The sequence below is a fragment of the Marinobacter sp. genome (assembly GCF_048269445.1).
In the GTDB taxonomy this organism is placed as follows: Bacteria; Pseudomonadota; Gammaproteobacteria; order Pseudomonadales; family Oleiphilaceae; genus Marinobacter.
Genome location: NZ_JBLXIQ010000005.1, coordinates 308,322 through 329,560, shown reverse-complemented (window position 1 = coordinate 329,560; position 21,239 = coordinate 308,322). Strand labels below are relative to the sequence as shown.

General features: G+C 59.0%; 21 protein-coding genes. 5 read left to right on the top strand and 16 right to left on the bottom strand.

Features of this window, described 5'->3' with window-relative positions:
- Positions 1-27: 27 nt before the first annotated feature.
- The 11 genes from pqqE to pedF form a co-directional block, all read right to left on the bottom strand.
- Positions 28-1,191 (bottom strand): pyrroloquinoline quinone biosynthesis protein PqqE, encoded by a 1,164-nt coding sequence (pqqE, locus tag ACN0XM_RS13065; protein ID WP_417567372.1) that lies wholly within the window; start codon positions 1,189-1,191, stop codon positions 28-30.
- A complete protein-coding gene (gene pqqD / locus ACN0XM_RS13060; RefSeq protein ID WP_417567371.1) occupies positions 1,188-1,463 on the bottom strand; it encodes a pyrroloquinoline quinone biosynthesis peptide chaperone PqqD in 276 nt (91 codons plus the stop codon). Before pqqD ends, pqqE begins: the two co-directional genes overlap by 4 nt.
- Complete coding sequence (gene pqqC / locus ACN0XM_RS13055; RefSeq protein ID WP_417567370.1) at positions 1,463-2,218, bottom strand: pyrroloquinoline-quinone synthase PqqC; 756 nt, start codon at positions 2,216-2,218, stop codon at positions 1,463-1,465. The genes pqqD and pqqC overlap by 1 nt, the downstream gene beginning before the upstream one ends.
- Entirely contained in the window at positions 2,215-3,144 is a 930-nt protein-coding gene (pqqB, locus tag ACN0XM_RS13050; RefSeq protein ID WP_417567369.1) for a pyrroloquinoline quinone biosynthesis protein PqqB, read from the bottom strand. The genes pqqC and pqqB overlap by 4 nt, the downstream gene beginning before the upstream one ends.
- Positions 3,145-3,199: 55 nt before the next feature.
- Positions 3,200-3,271, bottom strand: coding sequence for a pyrroloquinoline quinone precursor peptide PqqA (gene pqqA / locus ACN0XM_RS13045; RefSeq protein ID WP_007153157.1), 72 nt, complete (start codon positions 3,269-3,271; stop codon positions 3,200-3,202).
- A 279-nt stretch (positions 3,272-3,550) separates the two neighbouring features.
- Positions 3,551-5,071, bottom strand: a complete 1,521-nt coding sequence (locus ACN0XM_RS13040) for an aldehyde dehydrogenase family protein (protein ID WP_417567368.1) — start codon at positions 5,069-5,071, stop codon at positions 3,551-3,553.
- A 399-nt stretch (positions 5,072-5,470) separates the two neighbouring features.
- Entirely contained in the window at positions 5,471-6,370 is a 900-nt protein-coding gene (locus ACN0XM_RS13035) for a bifunctional transcriptional activator/DNA repair enzyme AdaA (protein ID WP_417567367.1), read from the bottom strand.
- 90 nt (positions 6,371-6,460) lie between these two features.
- Entirely contained in the window at positions 6,461-6,718 is a 258-nt protein-coding gene (locus ACN0XM_RS13030) for a hypothetical protein (RefSeq protein ID WP_417567366.1), read from the bottom strand.
- 135 nt (positions 6,719-6,853) lie between these two features.
- Positions 6,854-8,629 carry a PQQ-dependent methanol/ethanol family dehydrogenase gene (locus tag ACN0XM_RS13025; RefSeq protein WP_417567365.1) on the bottom strand — a complete coding sequence of 592 codons (1,776 nt, stop codon included), beginning with the start codon at positions 8,627-8,629 and terminating at the stop codon, positions 6,854-6,856.
- A 193-nt stretch (positions 8,630-8,822) separates the two neighbouring features.
- Positions 8,823-9,779, bottom strand: a complete 957-nt coding sequence (locus ACN0XM_RS13020) for a substrate-binding periplasmic protein (protein WP_417567364.1) — start codon at positions 9,777-9,779, stop codon at positions 8,823-8,825.
- A 75-nt stretch (positions 9,780-9,854) separates the two neighbouring features.
- On the bottom strand, positions 9,855-10,283 hold the full coding sequence (gene pedF / locus ACN0XM_RS13015) for a cytochrome c-550 PedF (protein ID WP_417567363.1): 429 nt from the start codon (positions 10,281-10,283) through the stop codon (positions 9,855-9,857).
- Positions 10,284-10,543: 260 nt separating this feature from the next.
- Here pedF and ACN0XM_RS13010 point away from each other — a divergent pair, with 260 nt between their 5' ends.
- Genes ACN0XM_RS13010 through ACN0XM_RS12995 form a run of 4 tightly spaced genes read left to right on the top strand, consistent with a single transcriptional unit; the run spans position 10,544 to position 14,311 of the window.
- Positions 10,544-11,755: an ABC transporter substrate-binding protein gene (locus ACN0XM_RS13010; protein ID WP_417567362.1), complete on the top strand. Its 1,212-nt coding sequence runs from the start codon at positions 10,544-10,546 to the stop codon at positions 11,753-11,755.
- Between the two features lie 43 nt (positions 11,756-11,798).
- Complete coding sequence (locus tag ACN0XM_RS13005) at positions 11,799-12,773, top strand: YVTN family beta-propeller repeat protein (RefSeq protein WP_417567361.1); 975 nt, start codon at positions 11,799-11,801, stop codon at positions 12,771-12,773.
- A gap of 7 nt (positions 12,774-12,780) precedes the next feature.
- Positions 12,781-13,503, top strand: a complete 723-nt coding sequence (locus ACN0XM_RS13000; protein WP_417567360.1) for an ABC transporter ATP-binding protein — start codon at positions 12,781-12,783, stop codon at positions 13,501-13,503.
- 1 nt (position 13,504) lies between these two features.
- Positions 13,505-14,311 carry an ABC transporter permease gene (locus tag ACN0XM_RS12995; RefSeq protein ID WP_417567359.1) on the top strand — a complete coding sequence of 269 codons (807 nt, stop codon included), beginning with the start codon at positions 13,505-13,507 and terminating at the stop codon, positions 14,309-14,311.
- Between the two features lie 29 nt (positions 14,312-14,340).
- Here the strand turns inward: ACN0XM_RS12995 and ACN0XM_RS12990 are convergent, their stop codons facing one another.
- Genes ACN0XM_RS12990 through ACN0XM_RS12980 form a run of 3 tightly spaced genes read right to left on the bottom strand, consistent with a single transcriptional unit; the run spans position 14,341 to position 16,656 of the window.
- On the bottom strand, positions 14,341-15,012 hold the full coding sequence (locus ACN0XM_RS12990; RefSeq protein ID WP_417567358.1) for an ATP-binding cassette domain-containing protein: 672 nt from the start codon (positions 15,010-15,012) through the stop codon (positions 14,341-14,343).
- The gene (locus ACN0XM_RS12985; RefSeq protein WP_417567357.1) at positions 15,005-15,781 is read right to left on the bottom strand and encodes an ABC transporter permease; all 777 of its coding nucleotides are present in this window, start codon (positions 15,779-15,781) and stop codon (positions 15,005-15,007) included. The genes ACN0XM_RS12990 and ACN0XM_RS12985 overlap by 8 nt, the downstream gene beginning before the upstream one ends.
- Positions 15,778-16,656, bottom strand: coding sequence for an ABC transporter substrate-binding protein (locus ACN0XM_RS12980; protein ID WP_417567356.1), 879 nt, complete (start codon positions 16,654-16,656; stop codon positions 15,778-15,780). Before ACN0XM_RS12980 ends, ACN0XM_RS12985 begins: the two co-directional genes overlap by 4 nt.
- 412 nt (positions 16,657-17,068) lie before the next feature.
- On the opposite strand from ACN0XM_RS12980, the gene ACN0XM_RS12975 reads away from it, so the two are divergent.
- The gene (locus ACN0XM_RS12975; protein ID WP_417567423.1) at positions 17,069-17,746 is read left to right on the top strand and encodes a response regulator; all 678 of its coding nucleotides are present in this window, start codon (positions 17,069-17,071) and stop codon (positions 17,744-17,746) included.
- Between the two features lie 64 nt (positions 17,747-17,810).
- On the opposite strand, the gene ACN0XM_RS12970 is transcribed toward ACN0XM_RS12975, so the two are convergent.
- On the bottom strand, positions 17,811-20,072 hold the full coding sequence (locus ACN0XM_RS12970) for a NahK/ErcS family hybrid sensor histidine kinase/response regulator (protein ID WP_417567422.1): 2,262 nt from the start codon (positions 20,070-20,072) through the stop codon (positions 17,811-17,813).
- Complete coding sequence (nosP, locus tag ACN0XM_RS12965; protein WP_417567421.1) at positions 20,050-21,219, bottom strand: nitric oxide-sensing protein NosP; 1,170 nt, start codon at positions 21,217-21,219, stop codon at positions 20,050-20,052. Before nosP ends, ACN0XM_RS12970 begins: the two co-directional genes overlap by 23 nt.
- Positions 21,220-21,239: the final 20 nt, after the last annotated feature.

Sequence of the window (21,239 nt, the reverse complement as noted above, 5' to 3'; positions counted from 1 at the left end):
GCCAGTAGGGGTTTCTGAGAGGGGCCTTCAGCCCCGAAAGAACAGCCGGGAGTTGTTCGCATTTCGATACACGAGTCCAGTAAGGCCGGCCGTGGCGTGATCCGCAGCTTTCCTGGCTGCCAATATTCGATCATGATACGACGATTTGCTGCATACTGGATCTGCGTTATCGGCATTGCCGGTCAAAAGATAGGCCTGACAGCGGCAACCGCCAAAGTCTTTTTCCTTCTCATCGCATGAGCGACAGGGCTCTGGCATCCAGCCATCACCCCGGTAGTGATTGAAGCCGGGGCTGTCATACCAGACGCTTTGCAGATCCATGTCTCGGACATTAGGGAAGTCGATAGGCAGTAGCCGGGCGCTGTGGCATGGCAGTGCGGTGCCGTCCGGGGCGACGGTCAGGAACAGGTTGCCCCAGCCATTCATACAGGCTTTCGGGCGCTCTTCGTAGTAATCCGGGGTGACAAAGATCAGCTTCATGGCGGAGCCGGATTTCTGCAGCCGTTCGCGGTACTGGTTCACTTCCAGCTCCGCCTGCACCAGCTGGGCTTTGGAGGGCATCAGCCCTTCCCGGTTCTCGAACGCCCAACCATAGTACTGGCAGGTGGCCAGCTCGACGTAGTCCGCCCCCAGCCGCTCACACAGGGCCATGATATCGTTCATCTGGTGGATGTTGTGGCGGTGAATCACGAAGTTGAGCACCATCGGGTAACCCGCTTCCTTAACCGCCCGGGCCATGGCCAATTTCTGGTCAAAGGCCTTGCGGGAGCCGGCCACCGCGTTGTTCAACTCGGGGTCGGAGGCCTGGAAGCTCACCTGAATATGGTCCAGCCCGGCCTTGGCAAAGGCATCCACCTTGGCCTCGGTCAGCCCCAGGCCGGACGTAATCAGGTTGGTGTAGTAACCCAGCTGCCGCGCCTCGGCGATCAGCACCGGCAGGTCCTGGCGTACCAGCGGCTCGCCCCCGGAAAAGCCCAGCTGGGCCGCACCCATTTTCCGGCCCTGACACAGCACACTCACCCACTCCTCGGTGGTCAGCTCCTGTTCGGTCTGGGCAAAGTCCAGCGGATTGGAACAGTACGGGCACTGCAGCGGGCACCGGTAGGTCAGCTCCGCCAACAGCCAGAGGGGCGGTCCCGCCTTATGGGGGTTGACCGGGTTGATCTGAGCGGGGGCTTCAGGGCGGCTCATGACAGTTCGATCCAGTGTTGTTGCTGGGCCTCCTGGAGGAAGTCACTCACGTCTTTCTCCAACGGGCCAGCGTTCGGGAATTGCTGTTCCAGGTTGCTAATAATCTCCGCGACACTGCGCTGACCATCCACCTCATTGAGAATGGCGCCGGCGCTGCCGTTCAGTTTCACCATACCTTCAGGATACAGCAGGACGTAACTTTCCTGCGCCGGTTCCCACTGGAAACGGAAGCCGCGGCGAAAACGCGGGATCTGGCACATGGCAACCTCCATTACAGTCCCCGATGCCAGACCGGCTGGTCGGTTACGGTATGGTACGGCGGCGTGCGGTGGCTGTAGGCCATGGTCATGGCATCCAGCATGGCCCAGAGGATGTCCAGCTTGAACTGCAGGATCTCCAGAGCCCGAGCCTGCTGGCTTTCGGTGGTGAAGTGATCGAGCGTAATGGTCAGGCCGTGCTCCACGTCTCTTCTGGCTTCCGACAGGCGCTTGCGGAAGTAGCTGTAGCCACCCTCTTCAATCCAGGGATAGTGGGCGGGCCAGCTGTCCAGGCGGGATTGGTGGATCTCCGGGGCAAACAGTTCGGTCAGCGAGGAGCAGGCCGCTTCCTGCCAGGTCGCCCGCCGCGCAAAATTCAGGTAGGCGTCGACCGCAAACCGGACACCCGGCAGCACGTGGCGCTGGTCAATCACTTCGTCCCGGGTCAGGCCTACCGCTTCGGCCAGGGACAGCCAGGCTTCAATGCCACCGACATCGCCATCATGACCGTCATGATCAAGAATACGCTGCAGCCAGAGCCGGCGGACGCTGGCGTCCGGGCAGTTGGCCATGATGGCGGCGTCCTTTTGGGGAATCTTGATCTGGTAATAATACCGGTTGGCCACCCAGCCACGGATCTGTTCCTGCGTACATTGCCCGCCGTACATGGCTTTATGGTAAGGATGATGGATGTGGTAGTACTGCCCCTTATTCCGCAGGGCCTGCTCAAAATCCGTTCGGTTCATGGCGGTGTTGGCTTTGGCGTTCATGGCGGCCCCGACAGGTCGATGTGCATTCCGTCCCAGGACACCTCAATACCGTGGCGGGTCAGTTCCGCCCGCTCCGGCGAGTCCTCGTTCAGGATCGGGTTGGTGTTGTTGATGTGAATCAGGATCTTGCGTTTCGCCTTCATCGTATCGAGCACGTCGATCATGCCACCCGGTCCGCTCTGGGCCAGATGGCCCATGGCCTGGCCGGTCTTGGTACCCACTTCCTGGCGGATCATTTCGTCGTCGTGCCAGACGGTACCGTCCACCAGTAACACATCGGCCTTTTGCATCCAGTCCAGAACACGCTGGTCGGGCCTGCCCAGACCCGGCGCATAGAGCACATTTTGCCCGCTGCGGGTGTCTCTCAGAAAGATACCAATGTTATCCCCCGGGTGCGGGTTGTCCCTGCGCGGTGAATAAGGGGGGGCGTTGCTCAGCAGCGGAATGGCCGTCAGTTCGATGGACGGCGCGCAGGGAATGACAAACGACCTCTGTTCTGACGCTTCCAGGCAGCGCCAGTTCAGGCCACCGTTCCAGTGCTTGAGCATGGTAAACAAAGGGAATCCCCCACTGAGATCCTCGTGCACCTGCTCGGTACACCAGACGTCCAGGGGCAACCCCTCACGAAGCGATAACAGACCGGTGGTGTGATCCACCTGGCTGTCCATCAGCAAAATGGCATCTATTCCGGTATCCCGTAGCGTTCTGGCCGGCTGCATGGCGTGAAAGGAGGCCAACTGCGCACGAATGTCCGGGGAGGCATTAAACAGAATCCAGTGTTCGCCGTCTTCGCTTACCGCAATCGACGACTGAGTGCGGGCCTGTGCGTTCAGGGTTCCCTTACGGAAGCCGTCGCAGTTGGCGCAGTTGCAGTTCCACTGAGGAAAGCCACCGCCAGCGGCGGAGCCCAGAACGTGAATAAACATGGCGGGTAACTCCGGAAGTAAAACGGCCAGCCTCTGGAGCTGGCCGCTTCAGCTCTCAGCGGTTGGCGAAGTACATAGTGACTTCGAAACCGATGCGCAGATCTTCGTAGGCTGGTTTGGTCCACATAATGCTTTCCTCTGTTGTCGTAATTGTTAGCGCATTGTTGGGTCATCAACGATATTGCCGATGACCCACTTCTCATCCTAGTCGACGGGGGTAGGAGGTCAATATGGTACTTTGGAACTGTTTTGGTGCCTCCCCAAGTTGTAGGAATTTCGCTGTCGAACTTAGCCATTGCCTGGAACGAAAAAAGGCCCTGGGAAGGGCCAAAAAATCAAGGTGCACATCCTGTGTGCTGACTCACAGGCGGGCCCGTGTGGAGAGGCCCGCTTACCGCTCAAGAAATCAGAAGAAACCCAGCGGGTTAATGTCGTAGCTGACCAACAGGTTCTTGGTCTGCTGGTAGTGGTCCAGCGCCATCTTGTGGTTTTCGCGACCAACACCTGATTTTTTGTAACCACCGAAGGCGGCGTGAGCCGGGTATTGGTGGTAACAGTTGGTCCACACACGGCCTGCCTCGATGGCACGCCCCATGCGATAGGCACGGTTGATGTCACGGGTCCAAAGGCCGGCGCCCAGGCCGAACTCGGTGTCGTTGGCGATAGCCAGAGCTTCTGCCTCATCCTTGAAGGTCGTTACACCCACTACCGGACCAAAGATCTCTTCCTGGAACACACGCATATCATTCCGGCCCTTCAGCAGCGTGGGCTGGACATAGAAACCGTTGTTATACTGACCTTCCATTTCCTCTCGGCCACCGCCGGTCAGCACTTCCGCACCTTCCTGCTTGCCGATTTCCAGGTACGACATGATCTTGTCGAACTGCTCCTTGCTGGCCTGGGCGCCCACCTGAACCTCGGTATCCAGAGGGTTGCCCCGCTTGATGGCCTTGGTACGTTCAATGACTTTAGCCATGAATTCGTCGTACATGTCTTCCTGAATCAGGGCTCGGGACGGACAGGTGCACACCTCACCCTGGTTGAAGAATGCCAGCACCAGGCCTTCCACACACTTGTCGATGAATTCCGGTTCAGCCTGCATCACGTCAGAGAAGTAGATGTTGGGGGACTTGCCACCCAGCTCGACGGTGGACGGGATGATGTTCTCGGCGGCACACTTGAGGATGTGCGAGCCCACCGGCGTAGAGCCAGTGAAGGCAATTTTGGCGATGCGCTTGCTGGTGGCCAGGGCCTGGCCGGCCTCAATGCCGTAACCGTTGACGATGTTAATCACACCCGGTGGCAACAGGTCGCCGATCAGCTCCATCAGAACCAGGATGCTGGCCGGGGTCTGCTCCGCTGGCTTCATTACGGTGCAGTTGCCCGCCGCCAGGCAGGGCGCCAGTTTCCACACCGCCATCAACAGCGGGAAGTTCCAGGGAATAATCTGACCCACAACACCCAGCGGCTCGTGGTAATGATAGGCCACGGTGTTGTTGTCGATGGCACTGGAGGTGTCTTCCTGGGCGCGGATACAGCCGGCAAAATAACGGAAGTGGTCCACCGCCAGGGGCAGGTCGGCGTTGATGGTTTCACGCACGGCCTTGCCGTTGTCCCAAGTTTCGGCAACCGCCAGCATCTCGATGTTCTGCTCAATGCGGTCGGCAATTTTCAGCAGAATGTTGGAGCGCTCGGTGGTCGAGGTCTTGCCCCAGGCCGGTGCAGCCTTGTGTGCCGCATCCAGGGCAAGATCGATGTCTTCAGCGCCGGAGCGGGGGATCTCACAGATAACATCGCCGGTTACCGGTGTGATGTTCTCGAAATACTGGCCCTTGACCGGGGCAACCCACTCGCCACCGATGAAGTTCTCGTAACGGGATTTGAAAGAAACGACGGAGCCATCCTTTCCTGGTTGTGCGTAGATCATGGTTTCGACCTCTTGTTGTGTTTGTCGCAGGGCAACGCAGCCTTTCGCGTTTACCCATACAATGTAGACGCCAAACCCGGATAGTTGAATGATGCGATGGAGGCGAAAGACTCCTCCCTTGGTAGTAGATGGCACAAGGGTCTTGCCAGCACTGCCTTCGAGCCGGTACACCGTGGCAAAAAGAGTTTGCAGCGCAAACACTTTTGCCAACGCACATAATTTGTGCGCTCGCCCCGCCAGGAAGCATCTGTCTTCAGCCTCGATATTTAAAGTTCAGAAGAAACAAGCGGTTATTAATTGGCATGGACTCTGCCGTAACTCTGTTACGCAGCGAGAAGTTACGGATTCCTTAGCGAGAACGCCGACTTTGCCCGGCGCTGCGATGCCGAGGGTGGGGTGTTACTCGGCCGCCCCTGGTCGCTCCTTATCAAGTAATTGCTGTTTTCGTTCCAGGCCCCAGCGGTACCCACCCAAGGAACCATCGCTTCGCAAAACCCGGTGGCAGGGAATCAGAACGGCAATGCGGTTTCGGCCACAGGCCGAGGCCACGGCGCGCACGGCTTTGGGTTCACCCAGTCGCTGAGCCAGTTCGGTGTAGCTGATCACCTCGCCTTCACGAACGCTTAGCAGAAGTTTCCAGACCCTTGTCTGGAAGGCTGTGCCCCGGATATCCAGAGGCACATCAGGGCTGGGCTGGTTCTGGCTTAGGTGGTCATCCAGCGCGGTCATCCAGGCATTCAGTTCCGGAGATTCGCTGGCCCCGGACGGGGCGAGTCGGGCTTTCGGGAATTCCTTTCTCAGTTGTTCCCACAGGGACTCTTCATCTACTCCGAATTCGGCGAAACACACACCATTATCCGTGGCGGCCATCATTAACAGGCCGAGGGCGGTTTTTCGGCAGGCATAGGCAACCAGCTCTCCATCTCCACCTTTACCGTAGCTCGATGGAGACATACCGACCTGTCGTTCCGGCTTACCATATACCCGGCTGACCGAACCAAAGCCGGCATCGTAGATGGCGTCTGTAACGGCCTGTCCAGTTCGCAGCGCCCGTTTGAAAGCACGCATCCGCAGGGCATCCTGATAGGCCTTGGGCGATACTCCGAAGGTGTCCTTGAACGACCGTTGGAGGTGGGAGACGGACAGCCCGGCAACCTCTGCGAGATCGGCCAGCCTGAGTGGCTTATCGGGATGCGCCTCGATGTAGCGGGCCAGGGCCACCATCCGGTCGGCAACCGGGGTTGCGGCCTTCGTGTTTCCGGAAACCGATAGCAGCGGGTGGTGCTGTGATCTGGGCATGGTTCGGGTCCTGTTTATCCGTCTCTCCACTCGCCCACACTATGCCGTGATCCACCGGGTGCTGCCATCCGTTTCTTGCTGCTCCCGGGCTCAGAACATTTTCAGGTAACGGTCGATTTCCCAGGACGACACGTGGTTCTGGTAACTCTCCCACTCGCCTTTCTTGTACTCGACAAAACTGCTGAACATAGCGTCGCCGAAGACTTCTTTCGTCAGCGGGTCCGCCTCGAAGGCCTCCACCGTTTCCCCCAGATTTCGGGGAAGGTACTCGATACCCTGCTCGGCGATTTCGGCGTCGGAGTAGTAGTTGTACATGTTCTCGTGATGGGGCGCGCCGCTATACGGCAAACTGCTGCTGAGGTTGTGGCAGGAAACCGCACGGCATCAGGCGGCCTGAACGCCCGAATAAGCGCGCCTGAAACAGAAAGGGGCCGCCCGCAGGCAGCCCCTTTCAGACCGGCAGAACACCGGTGCTTTCAAGGATCAGTTGCTGGCAACACGATCCTTCGGCAGTTTGAAAGTCCAGACCATCCCGCCCTGGTTGAACTCCTTCACCACCTTGGCAACTTCACCGCCCCAGAGTGGAACCGCACCACCCCAGCCGGAGGCCACGGAGACATACTGCTCGCCATCCATGATCCAGGTAACCGGGGTGCCAACCACACCGGAACCGGTGTTGAACTTGTACAGCTCCTCGCCGGTCTTGGCATCAAACGCCTTCAGGTAGCCTTCCGGCGTACCGGTGAAAACGAGGTTGCCAGCGGTGGTCATTACACCACCCCACAGCGGCGCAGTATTCTCATAACGCCAGACTTCTTTTCCGGTTTTCGGATCCATGGCGCGCAGAACGCCGATGTAGTCATCGTTAGCCGGTTTGATGGTGAAGCCGGCACCGAGGAAGGCCGCGCCTTTCTTGTAGGACACGGGTTCGTTCCAGATATCCATGGACCACTCGTTGGAGGGCACATAGAACAGGCCAGTGTCCTGGCTGTAGGCCATGGGCATCCAGTTCTTGCCACCCAGGAACGCGGGTTGTGCGAGCACGGGATTGCCTTTGGTCCCTGCGGTGACGGTGGGATCACCCGGGCGACCGCCCTCGGCGTAGATCGGGCGACCGGTCTCCGGATCCAGGCCTGTGGCCCAGGTGATCTTGTCCACGAATGGGAAACCACGAATGAAGTCACCATTCTCACGGTTCAACACATAGAAGAACCCGTTACGATCTGCGGTTGCCGCCGCTTTCACGGTCTTGCCGTTTTCCTGGTAGTCGAAGGAGATCAGCTCGTTGACACCGTCATAGTCCCAGCCGTCGTGGGGCGTCGTCTGGAAGTGCCACTTGATGCTGCCATCGTCCGGGTCGATGGCCAGACGGGAAGACGAGAACAGGTTGTCGCCCGGGCGCAGGTGCGAGTTCCAGGGCGCCGGGTTTCCGGTGCCGAAGAACAGGGAGTCGGTGTCCGGATCGTAGGTGCCGCCCAGCCAGGTGGCCGCACCGCCGTTTTTCCACATGTCGCCGGGCCAGGTGACGCCGGCCTTGCCGCCGGAAATGCCGTTCTCGATGGCCTTGCCATCCTTGTAGACATAGCCCATGTGACCTTCAACGGTGGGACGGGTCCACAGTAAATCACCGGTATTCGGGTCATAGGCTTCCACCTTGCCGACAATACCGAATTCACCCCCGGAAACACCGGTGATCAGTTTGCCTTTAACCACGATGGGCGCTGCGGTAATGGCGTATCCGGCCTGATAATCCGCCACCTTCTTGATCCACATCGGCTTGCCGGTGTCTTTGTTCAGGGCGACCAGCTTGGCGTCGAGGGTACCGAAAATGACCTTGTCGTCGTAGAGGGCAACGCCCCGGTTAACCACGTCACAGCAGGGCATGATGCCGTCTGGCAGGCGGGCGTCGTATTGCCAGATTTCCTCGCCGGTCATCGCATCAATGGCATAGACACGGGAATAGGAGGCGGTTACGTACATCACGCCGTCCTTGATCATCGGCTGCGATTCCTGGCCGCGCATTTTTTCGCTGCCGAACGAGAAGGCCCATACTGGCTGCAAGTACTGGATGTTGCCGGTATTCAGGTTGTCCAGGGTGCTGAAGCGCTGACCCTGGGTACCCATGCCGTAACTGACAATATCGCCCGGCGTTTTGTGATCATTCATGATGTCTTCGTCGGTGACCGCATGGGCCCCGTATGACACCGCCAACGCCAGGGTGCTGGCGGCAATGTGAATCCCGAACTTGTTCGATCTCATGGTTGCGCTCTCCAATTCTCTTGTTTTCGGTTCTCTTGTTTCCGTTTCCGGACGAACCGGGAACTTTTCCCGCCTCTGGTAAGATTCTTCGCCTTGGCGGGAAAACCAACAATTACCCCCCGGAACAGGTTTTCTCATCACTTGGTCGTACTACCTGAACGTCAGGGCCCGCCGGGGTTGGTGGGTGGCGGGATCAACGTTCGCCTTCAGCCCGGGCAATGGCCTGCGCATCCAGAAATTCCCGGTAGTAGGCGGGTACGCTGTAGCGCAGCTCCTGACCGGCAAACAGCGCATTCAGCTCGCCGCTCTTGACCAGCTTGTCGACAATGGCTTCCAGGGCATATCCCAGCTGCCGATGGGTGTGCTTGATGGCCATCCCCACATCCCACACCTGTTTGCCGATGCCGGGGAAGCCATTACCCGCAGCCTTGAAGTCCGCGTTTTCGGGCTTGGCCAGCTCATGATCGATTTCCGCCCGCATGCCCATCACGGCACTGACCTCGCCCTCTCGCATGGCCTGGAACGCCTGCCGCACGTTGGGGTAGTGCCGCACCTGCTCACGCATTCGCCCGCGCAGTCCGGACGAGAGGTAGAAATCCGGCAGGGTATCGATTTCCACGCCAATCGGGTGGTACTGGAACACAGCGACGGTTTCCACCGAGTCCAGCGTTTCCGGGTTAAAGGCTATTTGCCAGGTTTCCTGCTGATAGGGACCGAACAGCACCACCTGTTCGTTGATGTACTCTCCGGTGGAATCCTGCATGTAGGCGTATTGCTTGTCGTAGGGAACACGGAGCATGACATCGGCCAAGCGGCGCTTGGCCAGGTAATGACCTTTCCAGACGTTGTTACGTAGGTCATCCCCCAGGTTTTCGTCGGGAACGATCCAGTGAACGACGAAATCCACGCCCATTTCCTCGGCGATCCGCTGCCCGAGTTCAACATCAATTCCACGGGGCTCACCATCCATTTCATAGGAGTAAGGTGGAAAGTTCTCGTACAACCCCACTTTCAGATACCCGGACTCAAGAATGATGTCGTAGGTTCTTTCCGCGGGTCGGTTCAGGAGCGAGTCTCCGTCGTCGAACCCCTGGGCCAGGACGACCTGGGTGAACAGGAGCAGAGCAAGAATTCGAGGCAGTATTTTCATTGTTTTCTCCCAACGACGTCAGGCCGGCACAGGGCCGGCCCGGATTCAGGCGCAAAACCGTATCGGGTTGCTGCATTACTCCGGCTTGGGCAGTGATTCCACATAGCTACGGATCGCCCACATTGCGTTCTGGTCCAGGGTCTTTTCCCAGGACGGCATTCCCCGGTCGGTACCATTGCGAACACGGCCGATGTAGTACTCGTCATCCCATTCCGTCAGTTCCCGCAGGTCCGGTGTCAAACCGCCAGACATGGCCCGGATACCATGGCAGCCGGCGCAGTTACCTGCGTAGCCGCTCTCACCGATCTCGACCGCCTGGGCGTTGAACTCGCCGTATTCGTTGCCCTTGCGGAACGGATTCTCGGTAAGGACCTCATCGCCAAGCTCTGGAAGATTGCCCGTATCCACTTCCTGTGGTGTGACGTTGCCGTGCGCAAAAACGGAGCCGGTCAGGCCCAGCAGTGCTGAAGTCACAATTGCTTTGAGTGAAAAGGACGTTGCCATTGGTGCTACCTCTGCTTTTTAGATTCCCTATGGTTGGCTGTTGGATTTATCAGGTGCCAACTTGCTATCGCCCAGTCTAGGAATCCAGACGCCCGATCCGAATGCCACTTTGGGGGTTTTGGCCTAGTTCCTTGGTAGTAGATGGGAGGTCCCGGAGCTGAAATCTCATCCTTTGGTACTGGCTGATTCCTACTTTCTGAATATTCCCGGAGCTTTTGCCCTTCTCTAAGCTGAAACCACAACAACAAACGGAGAACCCAATGTCGATTCTGGCTCGGCTTGCTCGGCTGCCCCGGCTATCCAGGACAGTGGGCGCAACACTGATCACTCTGGTTGGCACAGCAGTGGGTGCAGCCCCACTCCAGGCTGGATCTCTGGACGTGCGGATCGGCTATCTGCAGTGGGTTCCGGACCGAGGCCCGGTTCTTTCCAATGTAATTCCCCAGCCGGAAGACGCCGGCCTGCGCGGTGCCGAGCTGGCCATCGGTGATAACAGCACCACCGGTAAGTTTCTGGACCAGACCTATTCGCTGCAGAGTGAGGTGGCAGAGTCGGAGGAGGCGGCCGTTGCCGCCTTTGAAGCCATGCGCCAGAAGGGCATCGAGCTATTTGTCGTGAACGCGCCGGCCCAGACACTGAAAGTCATGATGGACAAGGCCGGCGACAACACCCTGATCTTTAACGCCGGCGCCAAGGACGACGACCTGCGAACCGGGCAGTGCCACACCAACCTGCTGCACACCATGCCCAGCTATTCCATGCTGACCGACGCCCTCGGCCAGTGGCTCAGCCAGCGACGCTGGAAGGACGTGTTCCTGATTACCGGGCCGACCGAGGCTGACCAAGGCTGGGCGAATGCCTTCCGGCGCTCGGCCAAGCGCTTTGGCCTCAAGATTGTTGAGGACAAGCCCTGGACCTTTGACGCCGATCTTCGCCGCACCGCCTCCCAGGAATTACCCCTGTTTACCCAGGCCGATGACTATGATGCCGTGGTGGTGGCCGATGCGCGCGGTGATTTCGGTGAATACGTGCCGTTTAACACCTGGTTACCAAGGCCGGTAGTTGGCACCCAGGGCATGGAACCAGTTGCCTGGCACCGGGTAGTGGAAAGCTGGGGCGCGGCACAGTTGCAAAACCGGTTTCGGGAACTGGCCGGTCGTGACATGAACAGCGAGGATTACGCTGCCTGGACCGCCGTTCGCTCTATTGGCACCGCCGTAACTGATATTGATAGCGCGGCCCCTGCCAATATCCGCAATGTCCTGTTCAGCGACAACTTCCAGCTGGCTGCATTCAAGGGCCGCAAGCTCACCTACCGCGATTGGAACGGCCAGCTGCGCCAGCCGATCCCGCTGGTGCACCCGCATGGATTAGTGGCAAGAGCGCCGTTCGAGAGCTTCCTGCACCCCAATACCACCATGGACACCCTCGGCTTCGACAAGCCAGAGAGTGACTGCCGGATCAACGGTTGAACGCCTTGGCCGCACCCCTTTGAAAACAAAGAGGAATTACACCATGAAACCGCTGTTCAAACAGGCCGTCCTGGGCGCCATGATCGGCCTCTCGACCCCGGCACTGGCCAGCCTGGCCTACGTGTCCAACGAGAAAGACAACACACTTTCAATCATCGATACTGAGACCCAGGAAGTGGTTGATACCATTGATGTTGGCGCCCGCCCCCGGGGCATCCTCCTTTCCAGGGACTACACCAAGCTGTACATCTGTGCCAGCGACGACGACACCGTGCAGGTCCTCGACCTCGCCACCCGCACGATCGTCGATACCCTGCCCTCCGGTGAGGACCCCGAGCAATTTTCTCTGCACCCGAACAACACACACCTGTACATTGCCAACGAAGACGACGCCATCGTGACGGTGGTGGACGTGACCACCAAGGACGTTCTCGCCCAGATCGATGTCGGCATTGAGCCTGAGGGCATGGCCGTGAGTCCGGACGGGAAGTGGGCGGTCAACACCTCCGAAACCACCAGCATGCTGCACTGGATCAACACCGAGACGTTCAAGATCGAGAAGAACATTGTGGTCGGCCAGCGCCCGCGCCACGTGGAGTTCAGCAAGGACAGCAAGATTGCTTGGGCCTCGGCGGAAATCGGCGGCACCGTGCACATCATTGATGTGGATAACCTGAAGCAGATCCATGAGCTATCCTTCAGGGTGCCCGGGGTCAACCAGGACCGGGTGCAGCCGGTCGGTATCGAGTTGACCTCCGATGGCAAATACGCCTTCGTGGCCCTCGGTCCCTCCAACCATGTGGCCGTAGTGGACGCCAGGACCTATAAGGTGCTGGATTACCTGCTGGTCGGTGCCCGTGTCTGGCAGCTGGAGCTGGACAAGGACGAGAAGCACCTCTATACCACCAATGGTGTGTCCGGTGATGTCTCGGTGATTGATGTGGAGGACCTGAAGGTGATCAAATCCATCAAGGTAGGCCGCTACCCCTGGGGCGTGGTTATCGATCCGACTTCATGACTGCTTTATGACCATAGAAGCCCGCAACCTCAGCTTTCGCTACGGCGGCAAGCCTGTGCTCAAGGAGGTCAGCTTCGCGCTGACCCCTGGCCATTTCCACGCTCTGCTCGGGCCCAACGGCGCTGGCAAATCCACCCTGTTCGGTCTTTTGACCCGACTATTAGCGTTGCAGCAGGGGGATATCCTGCTGGCGGGCCAGTCCCTGAAAAAGCAGCCGGCCGAGGCCATGCGCAAGATTGGTGTGGTATTCCAGCAGAATGCGCTGGATCTGGACCTGACAGTACGCCAGAACCTCCAGTATCACGCCGCACTACACGGGCTGTCCCGCAAGGAAGCCCGCGCACGTGGCGATCGGGAGCTTGAACGTTTCGGGTTACTGGACAGGGCCAATGAGGCGGTCCGCCAGCTCAATGGTGGCCACCGCCGGCGGGTGGAAATTGCCCGGGCGCTGCTCCATGAACCTTCGCTGCTGTTGCTGGATGAACCGACCGTAGGCCTGGATGTCGCCAGCCGCAGGGGGCTGAACGATTATGTGCGCATACTTTGTGAGTCTGACGGTCTGACCGTGCTCTGGGCCACGCACCTCATCGAGGAGGTGCGTCAGGAAGACAGGGTGTTAATCCTGCATGAAGGAAAGCTGCTGGCAGACGGCTCGGGCCATGACATCTGCCAGGCCGAAGGCACCCGCGACCTGGCTGAAACCTTCCATTCCCTGACCGGAGCCGGATGATATGAAACCCGCTCATTACTGGCACTGTTTTGTGGGTATCCAGACCCGGGAATGGCTTCGCTTCTGGCAACAACGGACCCGGTTCGCCAGCGCCCTGGTACGACCACTGCTCTGGCTGGTGGTGTTCGCCGCCGGTTTCCGGGCGGTTCTGGGCATTTCCATCATCCCGCCCTACCAGACCTACATCACTTATGAGACCTATATTGCCCCGGGGCTGTGCGGGATGATCGTCCTGTTCAACAGTATGCAGGGGGCGCTTTCCATGGTGTACGACCGGGAGCTGGGGAGCATGCGGGTGTTACTGATGAGCCCGCTGCCCCGGCCTTTTTTGCTGGTGACCAAGCTGCTGGCGATGGGAGTGGTGTCGGTTGGGCAGGTGTATGTGTTCCTGTTACTGGCACTGCTGGTGGATGTGGAGCCTCCACTGTGGGGTTATCTCGCGGTATTTCCGGCGCTGGTGCTGGCCAGTCTTATGTTGGGGGCAATGGGGTTGCTGATCGCCACCTGGATCAAGCAGCTTGAGAACTTTGCCGGGGTGATGAACTTTGTCATTTTTCCGCTGTTCTTTATGTCCTCAGCGCTGTATCCATTATGGAAAATGAACGAAGCGAGTCCATGGTTGTACTGGGTGTGTCAGTTCAATCCGTTCACCCATGCGGTGGAGGCGATCCGCTTCTCCCTGTATCTGGAGTGGAACCCTGTAGCCTATGGCATTACTGCGGGGGTAACCGTGGTTCTGGTGATGCTTGCCACGGCGGGATTTCGGCCTCAGCGGACGAAGATACTGGGGACCACCACGCCTGCGTGATCCGGTGGTAGCGGGCCCTGAAAGAGGGGTCAGGGACCGGCCAAATCCAGGCTGCGAAGCCTGCCCAAAAGCTCGTCAATCAACCCCGGCTCACCAACCACATCATCCCACTGCAACCTCGCCGGACGGCCATCCAGGTACCAGAGACGGTTCGCCAGGAACTCTGCATCGGCGCCATCGTGGGTAACACAAATCATGGCCATGCCCGGATTGGCATCCAGGATGTCGGATATCAGTTTTTTCAGCCCGCCGGCCATCACCGGATCCAGCGATGCAAAAGGCTCGTCCAACAACAGCAAGTCCGGCTTCACCGCCAGGCAACGTGCCAAGGCAGCCCTTCGGGCCATTCCAAGAGAAAGCTGGTCCGGCAAGTAGTGGCCGTAACCGGGAAGGCCAACCTGGCCAAGCAGATTTTCGGCCTCCCGCTCGCTGGCACCGACCAGACGGAGGTTGGCATTGAGGGTCCGCCAAGGCAGTAAGCGGTGTTCCTGAAACAGGTAACCGACTCTGAGTTTGTCGCGTCCGATAATTGCGTCGTCTGGCACCGTTGGGTCGAGGCCGGCAATGGAATTCAACAACGTGGTTTTGCCGATGCCGGAAGGGCCCAACAGGCAGATGCGATCACCCCGTTCGATGGTGGCGAAGACTTCTCCGAGCACAGGCTGGCCGAAATCGCGGCCGGCGATTCTGAGCTCAAGCATGGGCGGCCTCCGGCCGGCGCCAGCGGCTGGAGCGGCGCTCAAGGGGCTGGAGGATGGCCAGTTCGATGAGTTGCACCACGGCGATGAATGCCAGGCTGTACGCGAGAATGGCAGCCACATCGAAGACCTGGAAGGCCATGTGCAGCTGGAAGCCAACGCCGCTGGAGCGGCCGAGTAGTTCGACCACCAGGACGATTTTCCAGATCAGGGCCAGGCCACCGCGGGTGGCAGCCATGAGGTAAGGAAACAGCTGCGGCACCCAGACTTCGCGGAATCGCTGCCAGGGGGTGAAGGCGTAGACAGTGGCCATTTCTTCAAGGCGATAATCCAGACTGCGGGCCCCTTCCCGGACGGTGACGGCGACGCTGGGGACCTTGTTGATAACCACTGCCATCACGGCGGCCACTTCCACCAGGCCGAACCAGACGTACATCAGGATGATGGTAACCAGTGCCGGCAGGTTGAGCATCAGCACCAGCAATGGATCGAACAGGGCGTTGGTAGTTCGCGAACGGCCCATAACGATGCCAATGGCGGTACCGAGAAACATGGCAAGAACAAAAGCCACAACAACCCGCCCGAGGGTGGCACCCAGGTGGTGCCAGAGTTCGCCGGAGGCGGACTCCCGGAGCAGAGTATCCAGCACGGTCAGGGGTGTGGGCAGAAGTGGCGACTCAATAAACCAGGCAATCAATGTCCAAAGCAGGACAAACGCCGGCAGAACCACCCAGTAACTCCAGGCCGGCGGGCGGCCGGAGCCGGTGTTCACGGTTGTCTCCGGTAGAACAGCTTCGCCGGCATCAGGTTGTCCGGGGCGGCCCCTGCCAGTGTCAGCAACCGGTGCAGATCGGCAATGCGTTTATCCGTGACCGGCGCGGGTATGCCGGCAACGAAACCTTGCCGCAATGCCTGGAACACGGCTGCTTCAGGACTTCCCATCAAGGGCCGTAACCGCCGCCAGTGGGATTCTTCGTTCACCAGATCCACTTTTGCCTGTCGCAGAGATGCGGCAAAGCGACGCATCAGCGGACCATGGTTATCCGCCCAGTCCGCCGAAAAGACATAACCAAGCATGGGCAGGCTATGGTCCAGATCCATGGCGGTGAGCAAGTCGGACATACCGAACGCGGAACGCCAGCCGCCCTCTCCCCTCAGGCGAGCCGCAAAATGCCAGTAGGTGACGATCACATCCACCTGGCCACGCTTCAGGGCCTGGCTCAGAAGCGGTGGCGCAGCGAACTGGACCTCGGCGGAATCCGCCAGGTTGATTCCCTTTCGGGCCGCAACCTTCTGCAGCAATATCCAGCCCTTGCTGTCGGGCCCGCCGGCCACGCCAATGCGCTTGCCGGCCAGATCCGCCACAGAGCCGATACCGGAGTCCTCGGCCACCACAATATCACCGACCTGGGACGAGAACGGCACATACAGGTAGGGCGTGCCGGCCTGAAATCGGGACTGCGCCCAAAGCAGGTCTGCAACCGCTCCGTTCACCGATCCGCTGGTGACCGCGAGGCGCGACGCCGGGAGGTTGGCGACGAGTTTCAGCTTGAGTCGGTAGCCGTGCTCACGGTCCAGCCCCCGGTGCAGGATATGATCCAGCTCCCAGTGAGCGGTGCCAAACTGTAGCACGCTGATGGACAGCACTGGGAGCTCTTCGGAGTTGCCGGTTCTGCCATGAGCGGGACTGACCAGCACGGACAGCAGCAATAGTGCGGCAACGACCACATGGACAAAACGGGGCGCAGGCAGAACGCATTGAAAAACTGGCTTTATTATTGGCTGTTGATTCATCCCTTCACGATACGAACCCGGCAGCCGGGCAAGAATAGTACTTTGGTGCCTGTTTTTTGGTGCGATGGTCGCATTCAACCCGGAAGCAAGATCGCGTGTAATGAAATCATCACAATAATAACCAGAGGATCGGCAGCGACTCCGTCGATTCCCTGCACAGGAGGCCGCCATGTTGGACGAGCTTGATGCCGCACTCTCTCCCGAAAACCGTTATCATGATTCGGAAGCCAACCCCGACAATGACAACAAACAGGTTGAAACACCCATGGAGCCGGCTTACAAGATTCTGATTGCCGACGACCACCCGCTCTTCCGGGAAGCCATCAGCAGCGTAATCGCTTCCGGTTTTGCGGGCAGCGAGATAATCGAAACCGCTGACCTTGACAGTGCCCTGGAAATCACCCGCCAAAACGACGATCTGGACCTGATCCTGCTGGATCTGAACATGCCCGGCATGCACGGTCTGACCGGCCTGATTACACTGCGTAATGAAGCACCCACCATTCCGGTGGTGATTGTTTCCGCGGAAGAAGACAAACAGGTGGTGTTGCAGGCCATAACCTACGGCGCCTGCGGCTTCATTACCAAATCCTCGCCCCGGGCCCAGATGACGGAAGCCATTCAGCAAATCCTGAACGGCAATGTGTACCTGCCCTCCGACATCATCCGCACCGGCAAGGAAAGTAACAACCGCCGCAGCCGGCATGAAGACAACCCGATCGCCCCGGAACTGCTGAACTCCCTCACCCGCCGGCAGTTACTGGTACTGGAGCGCATGTCCAAAGGTGAATCCAACAAACAGATTGCCTACAACCTGAACATCGCCGAGACCACGGTGAAGGCCCATGTCTCCGCCATCCTGCGCAAGCTTGGGGTGCATAACCGGGTGCAGGCAATTCTTTCGGCCAGTGACGTGGATTTCAGTCAGTATCTGAAGCGGTAATGCTCTTTCCAAGAGCTTGTTTGTCGGATTACGCCCTTGGCTAATCCGACATCCCCCAGTAACCTCAGCTTCTAAGCAGATGACTCAGCGCACTGCGCAACTTCAGGGGCTTCACCGGCTTGTTCATCAGCAGGTGACCCAGCTCACGAATACGCTGCTTGAGTTCATTGGTGTAGTTCGCCGTAATCATCACTACCGGCGCCGGGCACCGACGACGGCCGTTGATCTCCGCCACCACATCCACGCCGTTTTCATCATTATCCAGATGATAGTCCGCCAGAATCAGGTCCACCCTGGCCTTGGCCGGATCAAGCTGGCGCTCCAGGTCTTCCAGCGACACCGCTGTCACCACCCGGCAACCCCAGCCTTCCAGCAGGGTTTGCATGCCTCGGCAGATGAACTGGTCATTGTCGATCACCCAGATCCGCGCCCCACCCAGACCACTGTCAAAGGACACCGTGTGGTTCTGATCCGGCTCCGGTTGACTGGGCTGCAGCCGGCCAAGGGGAACCTTGACGCTGAACACTGAACCCTTGCCTTCGATGGACGATACCGTCACCTCGTGGCCGAGCATCCGGGAGATCTTGTCGACGATAGCCAGACCCAGACCGAGCCCTTTATCCGGCTGTGAGCCGGCGGGCCGAATACGCTTGAACTCCTGGAATATCTCGGTGAGCTTGTCTTCCGGGATACCCGGGCCGGTATCCCATACCTGCAACAGGATATGATCCCGGCGCCGGCGGCAGCCCAGCAGAATCCGGCCACTGCCAGTATAGCGAATGGCATTGGTCAGAAAATTCCTGAGAATCCGGGCCAGCAGCTGGGAATCCGATTCCACGGTGGCTGAGCTGGCAACAAAATCCAGCCTCAGGCCTTCGGCCATAGCCATTTGCCGGAACTCCCGGGCAATATTGTTGAGCAGATCCCGCAGATCAAAAGCGGTCACGTCCGGCTTGATGACGCCGGCATCCAGTTTGGAGATATCTACCAAAGTGCCCAGAAGATTCTCCACATCATCCAGTGAGGTACTCACCGAACGAACCAGGCCCTCAGCTTTGGGCCCGAACGATTGCTCCAGCAGCGCACTGGTGAACAGCCGCGCAGCATTCAGGGGTTGCAAAAGGTCATGGCTGACCGCAGCCAGGAACTTGGTTTTGGAAAGGTTGGCCCGCTCCGCTTCCAGCTTGGCATCCCGGAGCCGGGCCTCCACGGCTGCCCTTTCGGTGATTTCCTGGCGCAGTTGGCTGTTCAGGCCGGTGAGTGCGGAGGTACGCTCTTTCACCCGGCGCTCCAGGTTGTCGTAGGCCTGCTCCAGGGCCAGCGCGGTCTTACGGCGGTCGGTAATATCGCGAATCAGCACGAAGAAGCCGATGATGTCCCCCTGCTCGTCGAAATTGGGCACATAGGAGCGGAGCATGTAACGTACCTCGCCCTGCTCCCCGGCTTCCTCAAATTCAAAGGTCACGTTGTGGCCATCCATAACCTCCCGAATCTGGGGCAGAAGGCGCTGATAGAACTCTGGCGTATGCACATGATCCAGGCGCTTGCCCAGGGGCGACTCACCCATTCGGCAGTACCAGGCCTCATAGACCTTGTTGCAGAACTGGATAGTCATGTCGGCGCCGACGTAGGCGATCAGTGCTGGTACATGGTCGGTAACTACCCGGATCCAGCGCTCGCTTTCCTCCAGCGCCTTGATCCGCCGCGCCATTTCACTGTTCTTGACGTCGGTGATGTCGGAGTACAGAACCACCAGCCCCCCTTCCCTGGTGAGTCTCTCGGTCATCTGAACCCAGCGCCCGTTGGACAGCAGAAAAACCACACCTTCCGAGTCCGGATGACTGTGCTCCTCGACAATCAGCCCGGAGGTGACGGCCTGCTCCCTGACCTCATTAATGCTTGTGCCCGCCTCAGGCACCTCGACACCCGCCTGGCGCCAGTAGCTTCGGAACCGGCTGTTGCTCTGGATCAGGTGGTGCTGATTGTCAAACAGGACAAAACCGTCGGCGATGCTTTCGATGGCATCGCTGAGGCGTTGGCGGGTGGTTTCGGCTTCTTCCCGGGCACGGTTCAGTGCCTTGTTGCTGCCCTTAAGCTCTTCCATGGCCTGATTCAGGGCCTCGGTGCGCTCACGCACCTGCTCTGCCAGAACCACCGAATGTTCGAAGGCGGCATAGGGTTCCGGCTTGTGGGCGGATCCGGATTCAACCCGGACAATCAGGGCATCCCGGATTCGTTTGAGGCGTTCATTCTCGACCTCAAGCTCAGCAATGCGCCGGTCCCGGTCATCCTCCGCCGGGATATCAGTCTTGTCCGGAACGGACATCAGGCTGGCCAATGACCACCCCCGTAAATGTCTGGTTGATGTGCATGCCGTCAAACTGCTCGCCGTAGGTATTGAAGCCGATCACCTTATGATGGCGCAGGAATTCCGAGACGGCTTCCAATTCCCCGGTCAACTCCGCTTCAAGTCGGCGCAGGAAGCAATCGCAGCCGATGGTCACCAGCGGCGGTCCCACCACCCGCTCGGCGGCTTCAATCTGGGTGCGCACGCTGTGCAGCAAGGATTCCGGCTCCATCGCGGTCATCACGATTCCGGTTTCCACCGCACAGTAAAAGGTCAGGCTCTTGTCCGGATTCACCCTCTGCACCGAGCGCACGAAGTAATGCCCGCCGATCTTCACCCCCATCGGTCGGAGGGCGAAGATCTTGCGATCCAGGGCATCGACATCCACACCCACGGCACGAGCATAGGCATCGGCGGCAGGCTCGGCGTTGAGCTCGTAGACGGTTCGGCTTTCCGGACAAGCATCAGTCACCACCAGCTTTTCGCGGCGTTCAACCATGTGGTGAGTGGAAAACACCCGGAAATCCAGAGGCGTATTGACCAGCAAAACGGTGGCCGCACCGGTATGGAACTGGCCGTCATAAAATACATGGGTGTTGGCCAGGCGCTCATCGTCACCGGCAGAGCCGCCAAACTGGGGAATGGTGCCCAACGCTGCATTGAGCGTGGCCAGAACCAGTTCTTCACGGCTGGAAAGGCCGTCGAGAAGGGTTATCGCAAAGGTGTTTCCCTTGACCGGCGCCAGCTTCGCGTCTCGACAGGTGGATAAAAGCCCGTCGATCACACCTTGAGCGTCCTGCAGGGTAAACCGATCCAGCTCCCGAATCAGCGCACAGTCGATGGCAAAGTAGCGACTGTCGAAACCAATGGCGGTAATACACCCGCGTCCATAGCCCTCCGGCGTTATCTCCCCGGCGGACGTACAACCGCACACACGTACACCCTGGAAGGCATGCTCAAGGGCACTGCCGAGACGGCCAAGATCGTATTCCGCGGAACAGAAGAACAGCACACAATCCAGGTGCTCGTGACTAAGCTGACTGGCAAGATTGGTGGCGGCCAGTATCGGATCGCGAACACTGGAACTCGCCACCCGGACCGCAGGCAGGGTCGTCGCTGGCTTCATAAACGCGTATCTCGAAAACG